Genomic DNA, 19,273 nt, shown 5'->3' on the forward strand with positions numbered 1-19,273 from the left:
TGAACAGCAGAAAAGCGCCCACTAGAACACTAGGAGCGCCACACATGTTCGAACAGTTCGGCATCGAGGACCTCCGCGACCGCGAGGCGGCGCTGCGAGATCGCATCGCCGAACTGGAACGGCAGAAATCGATCGCGGCGGCCGAACAGGCCCGCGCCGCGGCGCAATGGGACGCCGTCCGCCGCCAGATCGAAGCCAGCGCCGGGGTGCCGACCGCACGACGTGGGCGCGGGCTGGCCTCGGAGATCGCGCTCGCGCGCCGCGACTCCCCCATCAAGGGTGATCAGCACCTCGGATTCGCCAAGGCGCTGGTACACGAGATGCCTTACACGCTGGCCGCATTGGACGCGGGCGTGCTCTCGGAATGGCGGGCCACCCTGATCGTGCGAGAGTCGGCCTGCCTCACCGTCGAAGACCGCCGCCGTCTCGATCACGAGATGTGTGCCGACCCCGCAGCCCTGGATGGACTGGGCAACAAGCGCATCCGAGCCGAAGCCAAGAAGATCGCCTACCGGCTCGATCCACGCGCCGTCGTCGACAAGGCCGCCAAGGCACCCGAGGACCGCACCGTGTCCACCCGGCCGGCAGCCGACAACATGGTCTACCTGACCGCGCTGATGCCGCTGACCCAGGGCATCGCCTGCTACGCCAGCCTCAAACGTGAGGCCGATGTCAATCCCGACGGGCGCTCGCGCGGGCAGACGATGTCCGACACCGTCTACGAACGCCTGACCGGACGGTCGGCGGTCGCACCGGTGCCGATCACGGTCGACGTGGTGCTCTCCGATGAAGCGCTCATCGGCACCAGCGATGAGCCGGCCGAGGTACCCGAGCACGGGCCGATCCCGGCGGAGCTGGCACGCCGGCTGATCACCGAGGCCATCGACGAGCGGGGCTGGGTCGCACTGCGCCGCCTCTACGCCACACCGAGCACCGGCGCGCTGGTGGCCATGGATTCACGGGCCCGCACCTTCCCGGGCGGGCTTGCCCAGTTCATCCGGCGACGCGACCAAACCTGCCGAACACCCTTCTGCGACGCGCCCATCCGCCATATCGACCACGCCGAGCCGCACCGGCACGGCGGCCCCACCGACGCACTCAACGGGCGCGGCTGTTGCGAGCAGTGCAACTACACCAAGGAACAGCCGGGCTGGCGGGTGAGAACCTACTTCGACCCGGCCGGCCGCCATGTCGCCGAGCACATCACCCCCACCGGGGCGGTCTACCGGTCGACCGCCCCGCCGGTCGCCGGGGGCCTGCGCATCCTCACCCGCGACGTGCATCTGGTCACCGTGAACCGCGCGGCGTGATCAGCGACTCAGTACCGCCACGCACTCGACGTGGTGGGTCAGCGGGAACGAGTCGAAGACACGCAACTGCTCCACGGTGTAGCCGTGCCGCAGGTACTCCCCCACATCCCGGGCAAATGACGCTGCCTCACAACCGATGTGGATGATGCGCGAGGCCTCGGCGGCAGCCAGTTGTTCGATGATCTCGCGGCCGGCCCCGGCGCGCGGCGGATCCAGCACCACGACATCGGGCCGGGCCTGCTCCGCCGACAGAGCGCGCCGCACCGAATCCGTCACCACCGATACCTGCGGCAGATCGGCCAGCGCGGTGCGTGCCGAGCGCGCCGCCGCGCGGGAGGTGTCGACGGTGAGCACCCGCCCGGTCTGTCCCACGCCGTCGGCCAGCACGGCCGCGAAAACGCCTGCGCCACCGTAGAGATCCCACGCCGTCATGCCGGGCCGCAGCTCGGCGGCCTCGCGCACCCGCGCGCTGTAGACGCGCGGCGCATCCCGGTGCGCCTGCCAGAACGCCGTGACCGGAATCCGCCACTGCCGCCCACCGATCTCCTGGACGGCCTCGTAGTCGCCCTCCACGACCTGGGTGCTCGCCTTGCGCCCACCGCCGCGCGGACCGGCCTGCACCACGTGGCGGCGGCCCGCATCGTCGAGGGCGACATGCAGCTGCGCACCAGGGGGCCAGCCCGACCCGTCCAGACCGTCCAGCATCCCGTCGGGTAGCTGCGCGCAGTGCAGATCCTCGGCCAGCTCCGCGCTGTGGTACCGGTGAAAACCCGCGCGCCCGGCCTCGGAGACGTCCAGCCGCACTCTGGTGCGCCAGCCCGTGGCTCCGCCGTCGCCGACCTCCTCGGCAACCCCCGACCAGCCATGGCCGCCGAGTCGTTCCAGCTGGTTGGCCACCACATCGCCCTTGATGCGCCGCGCCGCGGCCGGTTGGACAAACGCCAGATCGCAGCAACCCGCACCGTCGCGCCCGGCGATCGTGCACAGCGGATCGATGCGGTCCGGTGACGGCTCGATCACCTCAACCACATCGGCATGCCAGTACGATCCGCGTTCGGACACCACCCGCACCCGAACCACCTCGTCGGGCAGCGCATAGCGCACGAATACGACCCGGCCGTCGTGGCGCGCCACGCAACTACCGCCATTGGCGGCCGGCCCGGTGGTGAGAATCAGGTCAGCCTCGGGTGCGGTCAATCAAGAAATCCTCTTCGTGCATCGCCGGGCGCGGACTGCGGCTGCAGTGTCTTGAGCCGCTCCGACGAGTTGAGCTGCCAGGGTACCGAAGTCACCATGACGTTCGGTTCGAAGAGCAGTCTGCCCTTCAACCGCAGCGCGCTCTGGTTGTGCAGCACCTGCTCCCACCAATGGCCGACCACATATTCGGGAATGAACACCGTCACCACCGTGCGTGGCGACTCCTTGGTGATCCGCTTCACGTAATCCAATACCGGACGGGTGATCTCGCGGTAGGGCGAGGCAATGACCTTCAGCGGTGTGCTGACGTCGCTCTCCTCCCAGGTATGCACGAGCTCGCGGGTCTCGGCGTCATCGACGCTGACCGTGATCGCCTCCAGCACGTCCGGACGGGTGGCCCGCGCGTAGGCCAACGCCCGCCGCGTCGGCAGATGCAGCTTGGACACCAGCACCACGGCATGGTTGCGGCTGGGCAGCACGATGTCCTCGAGTTCGGCTTCCTGCTCGTCGAGTTCGCGGGCCACCGTGTCGTAGTGCTTACGGATGAGCTTCATGATGACGAACAGGGTGCCCATCGCCAGGATCGCGATCCAGGCACCGGCCAGGAACTTGGTGACCACCACCACCAGGAGCACCGAGCCGGTACACGCGCAGCCGATGGCGTTGATCACCCGCGAGCGCATCATGGTGCGCCGCGCCGCGGGATCGGTCTCGATCTTGAGGAAGCGGGTCCAGTGCCGGACCATCCCGATCTGGCTGAGCGTGAAGGACACGAACACCCCCACGATGTAGAGCTGAATCAGGTGCGTGACCTCGGCCTGGAACGCGACGACGAACGCGATGGCCGCCAGCGCCAGGAACAGGATGCCGTTGGAGAATGCCAACCGGTCACCGCGGGTGTGCAGTTGACGCGGCAGAAACCGGTCCTGCGCCAGAATCGACCCCAGCACCGGGAAGCCGTTGAAGGCGGTATTGGCCGCGAGCACCAGGATCAGCGCCGTCACCCCGGCGATCGCGTACAGGCCGACCGGGAAATCGTGGAACACCGCGTCGGCCAACTGTGCGATGAGCGTCTTCTGGTGATAGTCCGCCGGCGCGCCCACCAGTTGTTCTTCCGGGCGCTCGGCCATCTTCACACCGGTCTCCCTGGCCAGCATGATGATGCCGAGGAACAGGGTGGTCGCCACCGCACCGAGCATCAGCAGCGTGGTGGCGGCATTGCGCGATTTGGGCTTGCGGAATGCGGGCACCCCGTTGCTGATCGCCTCCACACCGGTCAGCGCCGCACAGCCCGACGAGAAGGCCCGCGCCACCAGGAACACCATGGCGATCGCCACCATGTCCTCGCCCTCGTTCTCGGCGTGCATCTCGAACGCGGCGGACTCGGCCTGCAGCGGCACACCCAGCACGTGGATCTGGAACAGGCCCCAGCCCAGCATCGCGAAGATGCCGAACATGAACGCATACGTCGGGATGGCGAACGCGGTGCCCGACTCCCGGATTCCGCGCAGGTTCAGCGACGCCAGCACCAGGATCGCGACCACCGCGAAGATCACCTTGTGCTGGTTGATGAACGGCACCGCCGAACCGATATTGGCCATCGCCGAGGCCATCGACACCGCCACCGTCAGCACGTAATCGACCAGCAGCGCACTGGCCACCGTCAGCCCGGCCGTCCCGCCCAGATTGGTGGTCACCACCTCGTAGTCACCACCACCGGACGGGTAGGCGTGCACGTTCTGCCGGTAGCTGGCGATGACGATCATCATGACCGCGGCCACCGCCAGCCCGATCCACGGTGCGAACGAATAGGAGGCCAGGCCGGCCACCGACAGCACCAGGAAGATCTCCTCCGGCGCGTAGGCGACCGAGGACAGCGCGTCGGATGCGAACACCGGCAAGGCGATCCGCTTCGGTAGCAGCGTGTGCGACAGCTTGTCGCTGCGGAACGGCCTACCCAGGACCAACCGGCGGGTAGCCGTCGAGAGCTTGGACACGAGTGCCAAGAGTAAGCCCGAACCCGTTTGGCTGTAGCGTTCCGGGTGCGCCGGTTGCATGGCGTGTTCGATGATGCGGTATTCCTGGACAGCGGCCAGAGAGGACCGAGGGTGCGGGTAGTGGTGATGGGGTGCGGCCGGGTCGGCGCATCGCTGGCGGACGGCTTGGCCAGGATCGGCCATGAAGTGGCCGTCATCGACCGGGATGCGACGGCGTTCAACAGGCTGTCCCCCGAGTTCTCCGGTGAGCGGGTGCTCGGCATGGGCTTCGACCGGGATGTCCTGCTGCGTGCCGGGATTGAGGAAGCAGGCGCGTTCGCCGCGGTGTCCTCGGGTGATAACTCGAACATCATCTCCGCCCGGGTGGCGCGCGAGACCTTCGGCGTGGAGCGCGTGGTGGCACGTATCTACGACGCCAAACGCGCCGCCGTCTACGAACGCCTGGGCATCCCCACCGTGGCGACCGTTCCGTGGACCACCGACCGGCTGCTCAACGTGCTCACCCGGGATTCCGAGACCACCAAATGGCGTGATCCGTCCGGCAATGTCGGGGTCGCCGAGCTACCACTGCACGAGGACTGGGCGGGCCACCCGGTGACCGAACTGGAGGCCGCCACCGGCGGCCGGGCCGCATTCATACTGCGACTGGGCTCCGGGCTGCTCCCGGACGCCAAGACCGTCATCCAGGCCGGTGACCACGTGTTCCTCGCCGCCATCTCCGGGCATATCGCCGAGGCGCTGGCGATCTCGGCCCTGCCGCCCAATGAGGACAGCCAATGAAGGTCGCCATCGCCGGGGCCGGGGCCGTCGGCCGGTCCATCGCACGGGAGCTGGTGGCCAATCACGATGTCACCCTGCTCGAGCGTGATCCCGAACACATCGACGTCGACGCCATCCCGGCCGCGCACTGGCGCCTCGGCGATGCCTGCGAGCTCAGCCTGCTGGAGTCGGTCCGGTTGGAGGAATTCGACGTGGTCATCGCCGCGACCGGTGATGACAAGGCCAACGTGGTGCTCAGCCTGCTGGCCAAGACCGAATTCGCGGTGCCCCGGGTGGTGGCTCGGGTCAACGACCCCCGCAACGAGTGGCTGTTCGACGAGAACTGGGGCGTCGATGTGGCGGTGTCCACACCGCGGATGCTGGCCTCCCTGGTGGAAGAAGCCGTCGCCGTGGGCGACCTGGTGCGGCTGCTGAGCTTCCGCAAGGGCCACGCCAACCTGGTGGAGATCACGCTGCCCGATGACACCCCGTGGGGTGGTAAGGCCGTCAAACGGCTCAACCTGCCGCGTGACGCATCCCTGGTGACGATCCTGCGGGGTCCGCGGGTCATCGTGCCCGAAGGCGACGAACCGTTGGAAGGTGGCGACGAGCTGGTGTTCGTGGCGACCGCCGACGCCGAGGACGAGCTCCGCGAGTTGCTGCTGCGCCCTCAGGCGCGCTGATCGGACGTCTGCGCGTGCAGCGCGCGCTGCGCGACCCGGATGGCGAAATAGGTGATGACCGCCGCCACCCCGGTCAGCGGCCAGCCCATCGCGATGCGGGCGACCCCGAGCAGGCCGGTGTCATCGGCATCGTAGAGATGACGCTGCACCACAAAGCGCGACGCGAACACCGCCACCCAGGTGAGCGTCGCGATGTCGAAGGCCAGCACGGCGCGCGGCACCTTGCGCCAGTCGCGATCGTGGTTGTTGACCCAGCCCCAGATGTAGCCGACCACGGGACGCCGGATCAGCACCGAGAGCGTGAACACCGATGCCCACACCAGGGATGACCAGATGCCCAGCAGGAAATAGCCTTTGGATTCGCCGACCAGATAGGCGATCAGCGCGCTGATGCCGACGCCCATGAACCCGGACACGGCGGGCTGCAGGGAATCCTTGCGGATCAACCGCCACACCATGACCAGCGCCGCAACCCCGAGGGCGGCGTAGATCGCGGGCAGCAGGCCCACATTGGTGGACATCGGCACGAAAACCAGCACCGGCAGCGAGGAGTAGATCAGCCCGCTGATGCCGCCCATCTGCTCCAGCACGGCCTGGGCGCCCTTCTTGGGCGGGTCCTCGCCGGCGGCGTCTGCGGTGGATTGCTCGGAGTCCGACTCCGTCACTTCTGGATCTCGTAGAGCGGGTTGTACATGGCCTTGGTGCCGTTGTCGAGCTGTCCGAGACGACCGTGCACCCGCAGCGTCCGCCCGGATTCGATGCCCGGGATGCGCCGCTGGCCCAGCCACACCAGGGTGACCGCGTCGGTGCCGTCGAACAGTTCGGCCTTGACCCCACCGGCGCAGCCCTTGCCGTTGCATTCGACGCTGCGCAGCGTGCCGACCATCGTGACTTCCTGACCGCGCTGACAGTCGATTGCCTTTTGCGCGCCGGTCCCGGCGGCCTCGCCGCTGAGTTCCTCGACGTCGAGTTGCTCGGGGTCTTCCGTCAATCGGCGGGTGAGCCGACGCAGATACCCTTCGGCCGTAGCCATGACCTCTCCCTGCCGCGAATCCGTCGTGGATCCACTACCTGACCAACGCCACGGTAGACCTGTTGCTTCCGATTCGCCACGTCACGCGCGGACGGCGCGGCCGAACTGTCACCATCGTGTGATGGCGGTCAACTTGCGTGGTGTGACAACGGTTCTGCTGGCCGGAACCGGATCCGATGACGACTATGTCTATCGGGCGTTCTCCGGGCCGCTGCACGAGGTCGGTGCGATCGTCGTCACACCCGCGCCCGAACCGCGGCGACTGGTCGCCGGATACCTGGACGCCGTGGACGATGCCGCGCGCAGCGGCGCGCCCATCGCGGTCGGCGGGGTCTCCATCGGCGCCGCGGTGGCCACCGCCTGGGCACTGCGGCATCCGAGCGCCGCCGTGGCGGTGCTGGCCGCATTGCCGGCCTGGTCGGGCGCGCCCGCTAATGCGCCCGCCGCGCTGACGGCACGGCATTCGGCGCGCCAGCTGCGCGACGAGGGACTGGCCGCCACCATCGCCGCGATGCAGGCGGGCAGCCCGGGGTGGTTGGCCGCCGAGCTGACCCGGTCCTGGCTGGCCCAGTGGCCCGCGCTACCGGACGCCATGGACGAGGCCGCGGCGTATGTGGCGCCCACGGTCGACGAACTCGGCACGCTGACGGTGCCGCTCGCACTGGTGGCCGCGGTGGACGACCCCGTGCATCCGGCCGACGTCGCGGTGGAATGGGCGGCGGCGGCCCGGCACGCGGCGCTGCGGACGGTGACGCTGCAGGAGATGGGCGCGGACCCGTCGCGGTTGGGTGCGGCCTGCGTGGCCGCCCTGTCGGAGATCTAGATCAGCCGCCGGTGATCGTGCTGCGCATCTGCTGCATCGCCGACCCTTCGGCGCTGCGCCGCGCCGCCGGCTCCGGCGGCACCTCACCCTGGGTCTGGGGCTGGGCCTGGGCCTGTTCGGCGGCGATGCGTAGCTGGGCGGCCATCGCCTCGGGCAGCTGCACGGTCAGCGGCGTGCGCACCGGTAGCGGCGTGTCACCGCGACGAACCACGGTGTCCGCCAACGCTTCGCGGGCCTCTTCGGCCAGCGCATCGGCGTCCTCGGGCAGCCCGTTGACCACGCAGCGGATCATCCAGCGGTAGCCGTCGACTCCGATGAACCGCACCACGCCGGGCTGCTGGCCCTGCGGCGCCGAGGTGCCGATGCCGACCACCTCACGGCCCCAGCGACCGTCCTCGACCCGGACCTTCGCGCCGTCCTTGCGCAGCGAGTCGGCCAGCTCGGCGGCGACCTCGCGCCACAGCCCGGCCGACTTCGGAGCCGCGTAGGCCGCGATGGTGAACCGGCCGTGGGGGGTGACGACCCAGACCGAGCTGGGCACCCCCTGATCGGTCAGTTCCACCCGGACCTGCCCGGCCGCGGGCATCGGGACCAGAACGGACCCGAGGTCCAGCCGCGCATGCTTGGCCGACTCCGGATCGTCGAAGTCCTCGATGTCGAACGGTCCGTCGAAGTCTTCGGCTTCGTCAGTCACGCTTTCGCCCTCTTTCACAAACTCGAATGTCCGCCGGATGAACCGTGCCCGCCCGCGCCGCGGGACGTGTCGGCCAGTCCGGCCTCGTCGAACGATGCCACCTCGACGAGTTCGGGCAGCTCCACCCGCTGTACCAGCAGCTGGGCGATGCGATCTCCGCGCCGCACCGTGATCGGCTGCTGCGGGTCGAGGTTGATCAGTGTCACCTTGATCTCGCCACGGTAGCCCGCGTCGACGGTGCCGGGCGTGTTGACGATCGAAAGTCCCACGCGGGTGGCCAATCCCGACCGCGGATGGATGAGTCCGACCATGCCGTGCGGGATGGCGACCGCGATCCCGGTCGGCACCAACGCGCGGTGGCCGGGCGCCAGTTCGACGTCGACGGCGCTGAACAGGTCGACGCCGGCGTCACCGTCATGGGCCCGGCTGGGCATGGGGAGGTCGCGATCCAATCGCACGACCGCCAGAGAAGTGGGCACGACGGATGAGATTACTCTTGGGCACGTGTCCGACACGCGCGCCATCACCCAAACCGTGCGCTACCGCGAGCGCCTACGGGTGCCGTGGTGGTTCTGGTTGCCGGGATTGGGCCTCGCGGCGCTGATCGCCGCCGAAGTGAACATGGGCGTCGAGGGGCTGCCGGACTGGGTGCCCTATGCGGTGCTGTTGCCGGTCGCCGCGGCCACGCTGATGTGGGCCGGACGCATGGAGGTCCGGGTCGTCCAGAACGGGAACGGGCCGGACGGCGCCGTCGAATTGTGGGCCGGCCCGGCGCATCTGCCGGTGAGCGTCATCTCACGGTCCGCCGAAGTGCCCAGGTCCGCCAAGTCGGCGGCGCTGGGCCGTCAGCTCGACCCGGCCGCCTACGTCCTGCACAAGGCGTGGGTCGGCCCGATGGTGCTCGTCGTGCTCGACGACCCGGACGACCCCACCCCGTACTGGTTGGTCAGCTGCCGTCACCCCGACCGGGTGCTGGCCGCGCTGCGCAGCTGACCCGTCAGATCACGCCGCGCAGTCGGTGCAGATGTACATGCCGTTCTTCTCGCTGGCCAGTCGGCTGCGGTGATGCACCAAAAAGCAGCTCGAGCAGGTGAACTCATCGGCCTGCTTCGGGACCACACGAACCGACAGTTCCTCGCCGGACAGATCCGCGCCCGGCAACTCGAACGACTCCGCGGACTCTGATTCATCGACGTCCACAACGGCCGATTGGGCCTCGTTACGTCGCGCTTTGAGCTCTTCCAGCGAATCCTCGGACACATCGTCTGTCTCGGTTCGCCGTGGAGCGTCGTAGTCGGTAGCCATATTCATCCCCTCCGGTACCGTTTGCAGCACCCTTGCAGCAGTGCTTTGTACCAGCGTCGAACGCCTGCACCAAATGATTCGTGCCCGGAATGGACGCAGATTGACTGTGATTTATATCACAGTCAAAAACCCCTGGTAGAAACGCATGCCCCCGGATGGCCTTAAGGTGCAGGGGTGGTCGCATCCATCACCGAGGGCACGGCGTTCGACAAGCACGGTCGTCCGTTCCGCCGCCGCAACCATGTACCGGCGCTGTGTCTGTTCCTGGCGCTCGCCGTGGTGACCGGTGTGGTGTGGGTGGTCGCGCTCAACCAGACCACCGAGGTTCCCGAGGCCGTCGCCTGCAACGCGCCTCCGCCGCCCACCGGCGATGCCAGCCAACCCGTGCTCGGCCAGCAGGTGTCGCCCGGCGAGATGGCCGAAGTGATGCCCGCCCGGCTCGCCGACACGAAGGTGCAGGTGCTCAACGCCAGCGGCCGGGGCGGTCAGGCCGCCGAGGTGTCCGGCGCACTCCGTGATCTGGGCTTTGCCCAGCCCACGGCGGCCAACGACCCCATCTACGCCAACAGCCGGCTCGAATGCCAGGGCCAGATCCGGTTCGGGGAGCCGGGCCGGGCCGCCGCGGCCGCCGTCTGGCTGGTCGCACCGTGCACCGAACTGTTCCTGGACGGCCGCACCGACGACTCGGTGGACCTCGCGGTGGGCACCGAGTTCACCGAGTTCAGCCGCAGCGACGATATCGACGCCATGCTGGCGGGCCTGCGCCCGGACGCCACCCAGCCCGCCGATGCCGCGCTGCTGAGCAAGATCCACAGCACGACCTGCTGAGCTAACCGAACCGAGCCAGCGCCTCGTCGAGCGCCGCCGCCACTCCCGGCGCCGCCGCCACCAGCATGTCCGGCGCGTCGCTGGTCGAAGCCGGCAATCGCAGCACGGCACCCGCCTCGGCGGCGACCAGCGCACCGGCCGCCCAGTCCCACACGTGCACGTCATCCTCGAAATAGGCGTCCAACCGACCGGCCGCCACCATGCAGAGGTCCAGGGCACACGACCCGATCCGGCGGACATCGCGGACGTTGGGCAACAGCGCCGCCAGCACCGCAGCCTGCCGCCTGCGCTGCTCGGCGGCATAGGAGAAGCCGGTGCCCACCAGGGCCAGCGACAGGTCGCCGATGGTGTTGCACCGCAAGGTGGTCGATACGCCGTCGCGGGTCACGGTCGCACCGTGACCGGCCGCGGCCGAGAACAACTCGCCGGTCGGCACGTTGACCACCGCACCGGCCACCGACACACCGTCGATCTGCACGCCGACCGAGACCGCGTAGGCCTCGATCCCGTAGACGAAGTTCACCGTCCCGTCGATCGGGTCGATCACCCACACCGGTTCGCCGGTCGCGGCGACCGCCGAACCGCCTTCCTCCTCGCCGAGCACGCGATCGCCGGGCCGAAGGACGGCGAGCCGCTCCCGCAGCAGCCGCTCGGTCTCGGTGTCGACCACCGTCACCGGATCGGTCGGCGTGCTCTTGGTGTGCACCGAGCCGGACGGGGCCGCCCCCACCGCGCCGAACACCTCGGCCCGCCTGGTCCTCACGAATGCCGCGGCCTGAACGGCCAATTGCTCCGCGACCGCACGCAGCGTCCGGGGATCGTTGTCATCGGGCATGGCTACATCGCACCACAACCCTTTATTGTGGTGGCGAATTGCCTTCTCCGCCGCCTGCTTAGGAGCGTGCCAGTGACCGATTCGACCAACACCGGGTTCGGCGTCGACGTCGGCGGTAGCGGTATCAAGGGCGGCCTGGTCGACCTGGACACCGGTGCCCTGGTGGGCGAACGGTTCAAGTTGGCCACCCCGCAACCGTCCACCCCGAGTGCGGTGGCCACCGCGGTGGCCACAGTGGTCCGTGAGTTCGGCTGGACGGGCAAACTCGGCGTGACCTATCCGGGTGTGGTGACCAACGGCATCGTGCGGACCGCCGCCAATGTCGACAAGGGCTGGATCGGCACCAACGCGGCCGAGGTGATCGGCAAGGAACTCGGCGGGCAGCCGGTGACGGTGCTCAACGACGCCGACGCCGCCGGCCTGGCCGAGCAGCGCTACGGCGCCGGTAAGGACAACAGCGGGCTGATCGTGTTGCTGACATTCGGCACCGGTATCGGATCGGCCGTCATCTACAACGGTGTGCTGCTGCCCAACACCGAGTTCGGCCACCTGGAGGTGGGCGGCAAGGAGGCCGAGCACCGCGCCGCGTCATCGGTGAAGGAACGCAAGGAGTGGAACTACCAGCGCTGGACCGAGGAGGTCACCAAAGTGCTGGTGGCGATCGAGAACGCGATCTGGCCCGACCTGTTCATCGCCGGCGGCGGCATCAGCCGCAAGGCCGACCGCTGGATCCCGATGCTCAAGAATCGCACCCCGGTGGTGCCGGCGGCCCTGCTCAACAGCGCCGGGATCGTCGGTGCCGCGATGGCCGCCCACGATATCCACCTCACACCCGCCACGGCGTGAACACGACGCGCGCCGCAAGTCAAATTTGCCGCTCGGCGCGGTACACACCCACACTGTCGTTACAATGGTCGATGGCGGCCGCCTACCGAGATAGCGGCGGATATCCGAGCAGAGATCAAACGCCAATATTCGAGACAGCCGACGACTTTCGGTGACGCCTGCGCGCGTCATCGGATCCGCAAGACCGAGAGGGTGTACGTGGCAGCGACTAAGACCAGCCCGGCAACCGATGAGCTGGTAACGCCCACCGCAACCAAGACGCCCGCGAAGAAGGCGCCCGCCAAGGCTGCAGCAAAGGCTCCGGCCGCCAAGGCGCCGGCCAAGCGGGCGGCGAAGAAGGCGCCCGCCAAGAAGGCAGCGGGCACGCGCGCCAAGAAGGACGAGTCCGCCGAGGGTGTGACCGACGGCGAGGATCTCGACACCACCGACGATCTCGAAGTCGAACCCGATGACGTCCTCGACGTCGAGGACGTGGAGATCGACGACCTGGAGACCGAGGACGTCGAGGACACCGAGGAGGCCGAGGCCGACGGCGAGGACGCCGAAGTCGCCGGTGAAGCCAAGGCCAAACCCGCCAAGGGCGACGACGAGATCGCCGAACCGTCCGAGAAGGACAAGGCCTCCGGTGACTTCGTCTGGGACGAAGAGGAATCCGAGGCGCTGCGCCAAGCCCGCAAGGATGCCGAGCTCACCGCCTCCGCGGACTCGGTGCGTGCCTACCTGAAGCAGATCGGCAAGGTCGCGCTGCTCAACGCCGAAGAGGAAGTCGAGCTCGCCAAGCGCATCGAGGCCGGGTTGTACGCGACCCAGCTGATGACCGAGCTGACCGAGAAGGGCGAGAAGCTGCCCGCCGCCCAGCGCCGCGACATGCAGTGGATCTGCCGCGACGGCGACCGGGCCAAGAACCACCTGCTGGAAGCCAACCTCCGTCTGGTCGTGTCGCTGGCCAAGCGCTACACCGGCCGCGGCATGGCCTTCCTGGACCTCATCCAGGAAGGCAACCTCGGTCTGATCCGCGCGGTGGAGAAGTTCGACTACACCAAGGGCTACAAGTTCTCCACCTACGCCACCTGGTGGATCCGCCAGGCCATCACCCGCGCGATGGCCGACCAGGCCCGCACCATCCGTATTCCGGTCCACATGGTCGAGGTCATCAACAAACTCGGCCGCATCCAGCGCGAGCTGCTGCAGGATCTGGGCCGCGAGCCCACTCCCGAAGAGCTGGCCAAGGAAATGGACATCACGCCGGAGAAGGTGCTGGAGATCCAGCAGTACGCGCGTGAGCCCATCTCGCTGGACCAGACCATCGGCGACGAGGGCGACAGCCAGCTCGGCGATTTCATCGAGGACTCCGAAGCCGTGGTGGCCGTGGACGCGGTGTCCTTCACCCTGCTGCAGGATCAGCTGCAGTCGGTACTGGAGACGCTGTCCGAGCGCGAGGCCGGCGTGGTCCGGCTGCGCTTCGGTCTGACCGACGGGCAGCCCCGCACGCTCGACGAGATCGGACAGGTCTACGGCGTCACGCGTGAGCGCATCCGCCAGATCGAGTCCAAGACCATGAGCAAGTTGCGCCACCCCAGCCGCTCGCAGGTGCTGCGCGACTACCTGGATTAGCGCTTGACGCGGCGCTCGCGCGTTTTGTAGCTCATCGGCCACGACTCGCGGGATTCGTCGCCGGTCAGCGGCACACCGATGCTGCCCAGCTTGACGTCGTAGGCCTCCAGGTCCGGGCCGGCCTCGCGCTCGGCCCGTTCCCGGGCCAGGTAGTACAGCTGGTCGATCTCCAGTTCCTTGAACGCGACAAAGGTGGACTTGCGCACCGCGTGCGGGCTGGTGGCCTCGGCGACCATCCGTTCGGTCAGCACCCGGCCACCCAGCACCGCCGCACCCAGCAGCGCGAACGGCAGCACCCAATAGCAGATGAACGACAGCGGGGTCTTGGTGTCCAGGACCGTCGCGCTGCCCTGCACGATCGGCGGGATCGCCGAGGAGATCGTCATCGCGGCGAACGCCGCGACCCAGATCCAGGTGATCCGGGTGGTGATAGCACCGAACAGCTCGCTCTTGATCACCTCGGGTGACTGATCGACCTCGGCGAACTCGCGCACGAACGGCCTGCCGACCAGCACGCCGATCAGCGCCACCAGCAGGATGCCCAGGCTGCTCAGCGGCTGGATCCAACGCTCCATGAAGGCCTGGCTGGCGGTGAAGGTGAGCACGGTCAGCACTGCGAAGGTGGCCATGGCGCCGATCTCCAGGGTCCGCCCCGCGGCGCCGCGGGCCCGCCCGATCGCGTAGGAGGCCACCGCGACCGCCAGTGCCACCAGCACCGCCGCGGTGAACGGTACGTTGCCGACCAGAATCCAGTAGACGATCCACGGCGCGAAGCCGGACAGTATTGCCACGGTGAGTCAGTTTACAAAGCTAGCGCCATTTGTTAATCAGCGAATCACCACGGCACTGGGTTCCCTTGGTGAGCCCAGCATCTCACGATGCGACGGCGGCCGGCGTCCCCCCTCGTCGGTGATCCCGTACCGCAGCCCCAGTTCGGCGCCGATCAGGCTGTGCCCGCTCAGCGCGGTGAGCTCCGGGTCGGCGAACAACGCGTCGATCAGGTGCCCGGTGAACTCCGGGGTCTCGGCGTGCTCGGCCGTCGCCACCAGCGCATCGGGCTTCCCGGCGAATGCCGAGCGCAGCCGTTCGGTCAGCAGGATCCCCATCCAGATGGACACGCAGGTCACCGTGGTGCCACCGAAGTCCACGGCCATATCGGCCGCCATCTTGTCGATCCCGGCCTTCTGCGCGCCGTAGGCGGGACCGTGCATGTAGCACACCGAGCCCGGCGACGAGGTGAACACGATCAGGCCGCGGGGTCGAGCCGTCAGCAGCGGCGCCGCATGCCAGGACGCCACATAGGCCGACCGCAGGCCGACATCGAGCACGTCGCCCAGCCCGACCGGTTTCTCCCAGAACGGCCGTGCGCCGGTGAGCTCGTCATGGATGACGGCGGCATTGTTGACGAGCAGGTCCAGTCCGCCGTGCTCGTCGCGGACCCGGGCGAACAGCCTCGCCACGGCGTCGTCGTCGCCATGGTCCACGGGCACCGCGACACCGACCCCGCCCGCCGCGTTCACAAGATCGACGGTGTCGGCCTCGGCGATGGAGCGGCCGGTGACATAGACCAGCCAGCCGTGGGCCCCTAGTGCCGCCGCGATACCTCGGCCGGCGCCACGACTGGCGCCGGTCACCACCGCGACGCGCCGGGATGCACTCACTCCCCCAACCTAACCTCTGCGCGTCCGCGTCTACGATGGCGTCGTGGATTCCGAGGCGGCCGTGGGTTATTCGCCAGTCGCCGGCAGCGCGGCGAACGTGCCGTCCGCGGCGGGCAGATAACGCGTGACACTTGTCACAGCGGCAGCGGGTAGTGGCCCGTACAGATGCGGGAACAGCATCGACTCGGGATCGGTCGGCACGCCCGGCTCCCAGCGGACCGGATCGGTGAGCCTTGCCGGGTCGATGGTGAGCACCACAAGGTCGGTGCGCCCCGCGTACAGCCGGTTGGCCGGCAAATGAACCTGCTCAGGGGACGAAAGATGAACGAAACCGACGTCGGCCAGCGACGGCGGACGGTGCATACCGCTGGCCGACGCTCGTTGCCATTCGTGATCGGCGCACAGGTGCACAAGGACATCGGCCTGGGTACTCATCCCATCCACCCTGCTCTCTCGGTAACGCGGGCGCAGTGAGACACGACACACCGGTGAACCCCCGGGGAACAAGGCCAGAACCGAAAACGTCTGACACAGTAGACATACGCACCAAAGCTGAACGGAGGAAGAGCCGTGAACGCAACTCTGACCAGTCCGGAACTGACCCGGGCCGATCGCTGCGACCGCTGTGGTGCCGCCGCGCGTGTACGCGCGAAGCTGCCGTCCGGCGCCGAACTGCTGTTCTGCCAACACCACGCCAACGAGCACGAAGCCAAGCTGATCGAGCTGGCGGCCGTGATCGAGGTCAGCGCCGTCGACGCCTAGCCATCGGGCCACCGAGGTGGTCGTCGGGAATGCTGGACCGGTGATGACCGACCAGCCGCCGGCGAAGCCGTCACGTCATCACGTTTGGCCGATCACCAAGCGCACACTCAGCAAATCCTGGGATGACTCGATTTTCTCCGAGTCCGCGCAGGCCGCGTTCTGGTGTGCGCTCTCGCTTCCGCCCCTGCTGTTGGGGATGCTGGGCAGCCTGGCCTATTTGGCACCGCTGTTCGGACCGGACACGTTGCCGACCATCGAGAACCAGCTGATCGGCACCGCCGAGCGCTTCTTCTCCCAGAACGTGGTCAACGAGATCATCGCGCCGACGATCTACGACATCGTGCGGTCCGCTCGCGGTGAAGTGGTCTCCCTCGGATTCGTGATCTCGTTGTGGGCGGGGTCCTCGGCGGTCTCGGCCTTCGTGGATTCGGTGGTCGAGGCGCATGACCAGACACCGCTGCGACACCCGGTGCGGCAGCGGTTCTTCGCGCTCGGGTTGTACGTGGTGATGCTGGTGAGCGCGGTGCTGACGGCGCCGTTCATCGCGCTGGGCCCCCGCAAGATCGTCGAGTTCATCCCGGACAGCTGGTCGCACGTGCTGCAGTACGGGTACTACCCGGTGCTGGTGTTGGCGCTGATCCTGGTGGTGACCGTGCTCTACCGGGTATCGCTGCCCAGCCCGTTGCCGACCCACCGACTGGTGGTCGGCGCCGTCCTGGCGACCGCGGTGTTCCTGATCGCGACCTTCAGCCTGCGGTTCTACCTGACCTGGATCACCGCCACCGGCTACACCTATGGGGCGCTGGCGACCCCCATCGCCTTCCTGCTGTTCGCGTTCCTGGCCGGATTCGCCGTGATGATCGGGGCGGAACTCAACGCCGCGATCCAGGAGGAGTGGCCGGCACCGGACACCCACGCGCGGCGATTACGCGAGTGGATCCAGGACAAGACGGTCCAGGACAAGACCGGGGAGAACCCTACTTCTTGAGCTGTTCGTAGATCCGCTTGCAGTCGGCACACACCGGGGAACCGGGCTTGGCCGACTTGGTCACCGGGAACACCTCACCGCACAGCGCGACGACGTGCGTGCCCATCACGGCACTTTCGGCGATCTTTTCCTTCTTCACGTAATGGAAGACCTTGGGGGCGTCGTCATCGGTTCCGTCGTCGACGCGTTCGTCGGTATCTGGGCGCTCGATGGTCTGGGTCTGCATGGCACCCATTGTGCCCGAGACCGAACCCCACAGCGGTCCCGAGATGTGGAACAGTGGAGGGATGAAACACGGCCCCGAGCTGAGTTTCGACGACGAAGGTCGTCCGGTCCTCATCACCCGCGCCGCTCTCCCCCAGGACGAGCAGCACCGGGAGCGTGTCCGTAAGTACCTGACGATCATGGCGTTCCGCATCCCGGCACTCGTGCTGGCCGCCGCCGCCTACGGGATCTGGCAGAACGGGCTGATCTCACTGGCGATCATCGTGGTGTCGATCCCACTGCCCTGGATTGCCGTGCTGATCGCCAACGACCGACCGCCGCGCAGTGCCAGCGAGCCGCGCCGCTACCAGGACGCCGGCCCGAGGCGCACCCCGCTGTTCCCCACCGCCGAGCGCCCCGCGCTGCAGCCGCCGGTCCGCCCCACCCCGGGCACCGGCACCGGGCCCGGCGTTCCCCACTGAGCGACGTCTTCTCCACTTCTCAGGACATTCTCAGGTCGTAGGTTTAAAACCGCAGGTCAAGTGGTACGCCACCAAGACCGAGCGGGAACTCACGGGCACCCTCGGGCGTTGTACGTCGTGACAGTTCAACCGAGCAGGAGGCCGTAAATGGCGATCGCCACCGCAAGCCGCTTCGATTCCGATCTGGACGCCCAGAGCCCAGCTGCCGATCTTGTCCGGGTGTATCTCAACGGCATCGGGAAGACCGCGCTGCTGACCGCCGCCGACGAAGTCGAGCTCGCCAAACGGATCGAAGCCGGCCTGTACGCCCAGCACGTTCTGAACACCAAGAAACGTCTCGGTGACGCACGCAAGCGCGATCTGGCCGCCGTCGTACGCGACGGCGACGCCGCGCGCCGGCATCTGCTGGAGGCGAACCTGCGCCTGGTGGTCTCGCTGGCCAAGCGCTACACCGGCCGCGGTATGCCGCTGCTGGACCTCATCCAGGAAGGCAACCTCGGACTGATCCGCGCCATGGAGAAGTTCGACTACGCCAAGGGGTTCAAGTTCTCCACCTACGCCACCTGGTGGATCCGCCAGGCCATCACCCGGGGCATGGCCGACCAGAGCCGCACCATCCGGCTGCCCGTGCACCTCGTCGAACAGGTGAACAAGCTCGCCAGGATCAAGCGCGAGATGCACCAGAACCTCGGCCGCGAGGCCACCGACGAGGAACTGGCCGAAGAGTCGGGCATCCCGGCCGAGAAGATCGCCGACCTGTTGGAGCACAGCCGCGATCCGGTGAGCCTGGACATGCCGGTCGGTAGCGACGAGGAAGCCCCGCTGGGCGACTTCATCGAGGATTCCGAGGCGATGTCGGCCGAGAACGCGGTCATCTCCGAACTGCTGCACACCGACATCCGCTACGTGCTGGCCACGCTCGACGAGCGTGAACAGCAGGTCATCCGGCTGCGCTTCGGCCTCGATGACGGCCAGCCGCGCACCCTGGACCAGATCGGCAAGCTGTTCGGGCTGTCCCGCGAGCGGGTCCGCCAGATCGAGCGCGAGGTCATGTCCAAGCTGCGCAACGGAGACCGCGCCGAGCGGCTGCGTTCGTACGCCAGCTAGCCGCGTGCGGCTGGTCACACCAGCGCCAACGTGCACCACAGTGATGCCCGTCGCGATCCGCGGCGGGCATCACATCGTCACAGGGGCGCACCCGGGGATGTTGCACCCCTGTTCAAGGAGCCAAACCGCTAGACTCCGAAGGTAA

At 68.0% G+C, this 19,273-nt stretch carries 24 protein-coding genes; 12 read left to right on the plus strand and 12 right to left on the minus strand.

What is annotated here, in order from left to right:
• Positions 1-44 precede the first annotated feature (44 nt).
• The gene (locus tag A7U43_RS18580; protein WP_067998261.1) at positions 45-1,310 is read left to right on the plus strand and encodes an HNH endonuclease signature motif containing protein; all 1,266 of its coding nucleotides are present in this window, start codon (positions 45-47) and stop codon (positions 1,308-1,310) included.
• On the opposite strand, the gene A7U43_RS18585 is transcribed toward A7U43_RS18580, so the two are convergent.
• On the minus strand, positions 1,311-2,507 hold the full coding sequence (locus A7U43_RS18585; protein ID WP_067998262.1) for a class I SAM-dependent RNA methyltransferase: 1,197 nt from the start codon (positions 2,505-2,507) through the stop codon (positions 1,311-1,313). It abuts the gene before it with no gap.
• The gene (locus A7U43_RS18590; RefSeq protein WP_068003110.1) at positions 2,504-4,504 is read right to left on the minus strand and encodes an APC family permease; all 2,001 of its coding nucleotides are present in this window, start codon (positions 4,502-4,504) and stop codon (positions 2,504-2,506) included. Before A7U43_RS18590 ends, A7U43_RS18585 begins: the two co-directional genes overlap by 4 nt.
• 111 nt (positions 4,505-4,615) lie before the next feature.
• On the opposite strand from A7U43_RS18590, the gene A7U43_RS18595 reads away from it, so the two are divergent.
• Positions 4,616-5,284, plus strand: a complete 669-nt coding sequence (locus A7U43_RS18595; protein ID WP_156526145.1) for a potassium channel family protein — start codon at positions 4,616-4,618, stop codon at positions 5,282-5,284.
• Positions 5,281-5,946 (plus strand): potassium channel family protein, encoded by a 666-nt coding sequence (locus A7U43_RS18600; protein ID WP_067998263.1) that lies wholly within the window; start codon positions 5,281-5,283, stop codon positions 5,944-5,946. The genes A7U43_RS18595 and A7U43_RS18600 overlap by 4 nt, the downstream gene beginning before the upstream one ends.
• Here A7U43_RS18600 and A7U43_RS18605 read toward each other — a convergent pair.
• Positions 5,934-6,524, minus strand: a complete 591-nt coding sequence (locus A7U43_RS18605; protein WP_231963700.1) for a DUF3159 domain-containing protein — start codon at positions 6,522-6,524, stop codon at positions 5,934-5,936. The two genes, A7U43_RS18600 and A7U43_RS18605, sit on opposite strands and share 13 nt — an antisense overlap.
• 83 nt (positions 6,525-6,607) lie before the next feature.
• Positions 6,608-6,979 carry an OB-fold nucleic acid binding domain-containing protein gene (locus tag A7U43_RS30370; RefSeq protein ID WP_067998266.1) on the minus strand — a complete coding sequence of 124 codons (372 nt, stop codon included), beginning with the start codon at positions 6,977-6,979 and terminating at the stop codon, positions 6,608-6,610.
• Positions 6,980-7,100: 121 nt separating this feature from the next.
• Between A7U43_RS30370 and A7U43_RS18615 the strand changes: the two genes are divergently transcribed.
• Positions 7,101-7,802, plus strand: coding sequence for a serine aminopeptidase domain-containing protein (locus tag A7U43_RS18615; RefSeq protein WP_067998268.1), 702 nt, complete (start codon positions 7,101-7,103; stop codon positions 7,800-7,802).
• 1 nt (position 7,803) lies between these two features.
• Here A7U43_RS18615 and A7U43_RS18620 read toward each other — a convergent pair whose 3' ends face one another.
• Together A7U43_RS18620 and dut are read right to left on the minus strand one after the other, a co-directional pair.
• Positions 7,804-8,535: a DUF3710 domain-containing protein gene (locus tag A7U43_RS18620; RefSeq protein ID WP_067998273.1), complete on the minus strand. Its 732-nt coding sequence runs from the start codon at positions 8,533-8,535 to the stop codon at positions 7,804-7,806.
• On the minus strand, positions 8,511-8,975 hold the full coding sequence (dut, locus tag A7U43_RS18625; RefSeq protein ID WP_067998278.1) for a dUTP diphosphatase: 465 nt from the start codon (positions 8,973-8,975) through the stop codon (positions 8,511-8,513). The genes A7U43_RS18620 and dut overlap by 25 nt, the downstream gene beginning before the upstream one ends.
• A 25-nt stretch (positions 8,976-9,000) precedes the next feature.
• Here dut and A7U43_RS18630 point away from each other — a divergent pair, with 25 nt between their 5' ends.
• Positions 9,001-9,489, plus strand: coding sequence for a DUF3093 domain-containing protein (locus A7U43_RS18630; RefSeq protein ID WP_067998279.1), 489 nt, complete (start codon positions 9,001-9,003; stop codon positions 9,487-9,489).
• 9 nt (positions 9,490-9,498) lie between these two features.
• Here A7U43_RS18630 and A7U43_RS18635 read toward each other — a convergent pair whose 3' ends face one another.
• Positions 9,499-9,801 carry a DUF4193 domain-containing protein gene (locus A7U43_RS18635; RefSeq protein WP_068003116.1) on the minus strand — a complete coding sequence of 101 codons (303 nt, stop codon included), beginning with the start codon at positions 9,799-9,801 and terminating at the stop codon, positions 9,499-9,501.
• Between the two features lie 174 nt (positions 9,802-9,975).
• Between A7U43_RS18635 and cei the strand changes: the two genes are divergently transcribed.
• Positions 9,976-10,629, plus strand: a complete 654-nt coding sequence (gene cei, locus A7U43_RS18640) for an envelope integrity protein Cei (RefSeq protein ID WP_067998281.1) — start codon at positions 9,976-9,978, stop codon at positions 10,627-10,629.
• Position 10,630: 1 nt separating this feature from the next.
• Here cei and A7U43_RS18645 read toward each other — a convergent pair whose 3' ends face one another.
• The gene (locus tag A7U43_RS18645) at positions 10,631-11,464 is read right to left on the minus strand and encodes an inositol monophosphatase family protein (protein WP_067998283.1); all 834 of its coding nucleotides are present in this window, start codon (positions 11,462-11,464) and stop codon (positions 10,631-10,633) included.
• Between the two features lie 72 nt (positions 11,465-11,536).
• Here A7U43_RS18645 and ppgK point away from each other — a divergent pair, with 72 nt between their 5' ends.
• The gene (ppgK, locus tag A7U43_RS18650) at positions 11,537-12,310 is read left to right on the plus strand and encodes a polyphosphate--glucose phosphotransferase (protein ID WP_231963351.1); all 774 of its coding nucleotides are present in this window, start codon (positions 11,537-11,539) and stop codon (positions 12,308-12,310) included.
• A gap of 198 nt (positions 12,311-12,508) precedes the next feature.
• Positions 12,509-13,924 carry an RNA polymerase sigma factor gene (locus A7U43_RS18655; protein WP_068003122.1) on the plus strand — a complete coding sequence of 472 codons (1,416 nt, stop codon included), beginning with the start codon at positions 12,509-12,511 and terminating at the stop codon, positions 13,922-13,924.
• Here the strand turns inward: A7U43_RS18655 and A7U43_RS18660 are convergent.
• From A7U43_RS18660 to A7U43_RS18670, 3 genes are all read right to left on the minus strand, one after another.
• Entirely contained in the window at positions 13,921-14,715 is a 795-nt protein-coding gene (locus A7U43_RS18660) for a hypothetical protein (RefSeq protein ID WP_067998284.1), read from the minus strand. The two genes, A7U43_RS18655 and A7U43_RS18660, sit on opposite strands and share 4 nt — an antisense overlap.
• 36 nt (positions 14,716-14,751) lie before the next feature.
• On the minus strand, positions 14,752-15,585 hold the full coding sequence (locus A7U43_RS18665; protein ID WP_067998286.1) for an SDR family NAD(P)-dependent oxidoreductase: 834 nt from the start codon (positions 15,583-15,585) through the stop codon (positions 14,752-14,754).
• A gap of 66 nt (positions 15,586-15,651) precedes the next feature.
• Complete coding sequence (locus tag A7U43_RS18670) at positions 15,652-16,020, minus strand: DUF952 domain-containing protein (protein WP_067998288.1); 369 nt, start codon at positions 16,018-16,020, stop codon at positions 15,652-15,654.
• A 135-nt stretch (positions 16,021-16,155) separates the two neighbouring features.
• On the opposite strand from A7U43_RS18670, the gene A7U43_RS18675 reads away from it, so the two are divergent.
• The gene (locus tag A7U43_RS18675; RefSeq protein WP_067998290.1) at positions 16,156-16,347 is read left to right on the plus strand and encodes a DUF7455 domain-containing protein; all 192 of its coding nucleotides are present in this window, start codon (positions 16,156-16,158) and stop codon (positions 16,345-16,347) included.
• A gap of 43 nt (positions 16,348-16,390) precedes the next feature.
• The gene (locus tag A7U43_RS18680) at positions 16,391-17,335 is read left to right on the plus strand and encodes a YihY/virulence factor BrkB family protein (protein ID WP_068003128.1); all 945 of its coding nucleotides are present in this window, start codon (positions 16,391-16,393) and stop codon (positions 17,333-17,335) included.
• On the opposite strand, the gene A7U43_RS18685 is transcribed toward A7U43_RS18680, so the two are convergent.
• Positions 17,325-17,561 carry a DUF3039 domain-containing protein gene (locus tag A7U43_RS18685; RefSeq protein ID WP_068003125.1) on the minus strand — a complete coding sequence of 79 codons (237 nt, stop codon included), beginning with the start codon at positions 17,559-17,561 and terminating at the stop codon, positions 17,325-17,327. The genes A7U43_RS18680 and A7U43_RS18685 overlap by 11 nt on opposite strands.
• Positions 17,562-17,604: 43 nt before the next feature.
• Here A7U43_RS18685 and A7U43_RS18690 point away from each other — a divergent pair, with 43 nt between their 5' ends.
• Positions 17,605-18,021, plus strand: a complete 417-nt coding sequence (locus A7U43_RS18690; RefSeq protein WP_068003131.1) for a DUF3099 domain-containing protein — start codon at positions 17,605-17,607, stop codon at positions 18,019-18,021.
• Between the two features lie 147 nt (positions 18,022-18,168).
• Positions 18,169-19,128 carry a sigma-70 family RNA polymerase sigma factor gene (locus tag A7U43_RS18695; protein ID WP_067998292.1) on the plus strand — a complete coding sequence of 320 codons (960 nt, stop codon included), beginning with the start codon at positions 18,169-18,171 and terminating at the stop codon, positions 19,126-19,128.
• The last annotated feature ends 145 nt before the right edge of the window (positions 19,129-19,273 follow it).

The sequence above is a fragment of the Mycobacterium adipatum genome, assembly GCF_001644575.1.
GTDB classification, from domain to species: Bacteria; Actinomycetota; Actinomycetes; order Mycobacteriales; family Mycobacteriaceae; genus Mycobacterium; species Mycobacterium adipatum.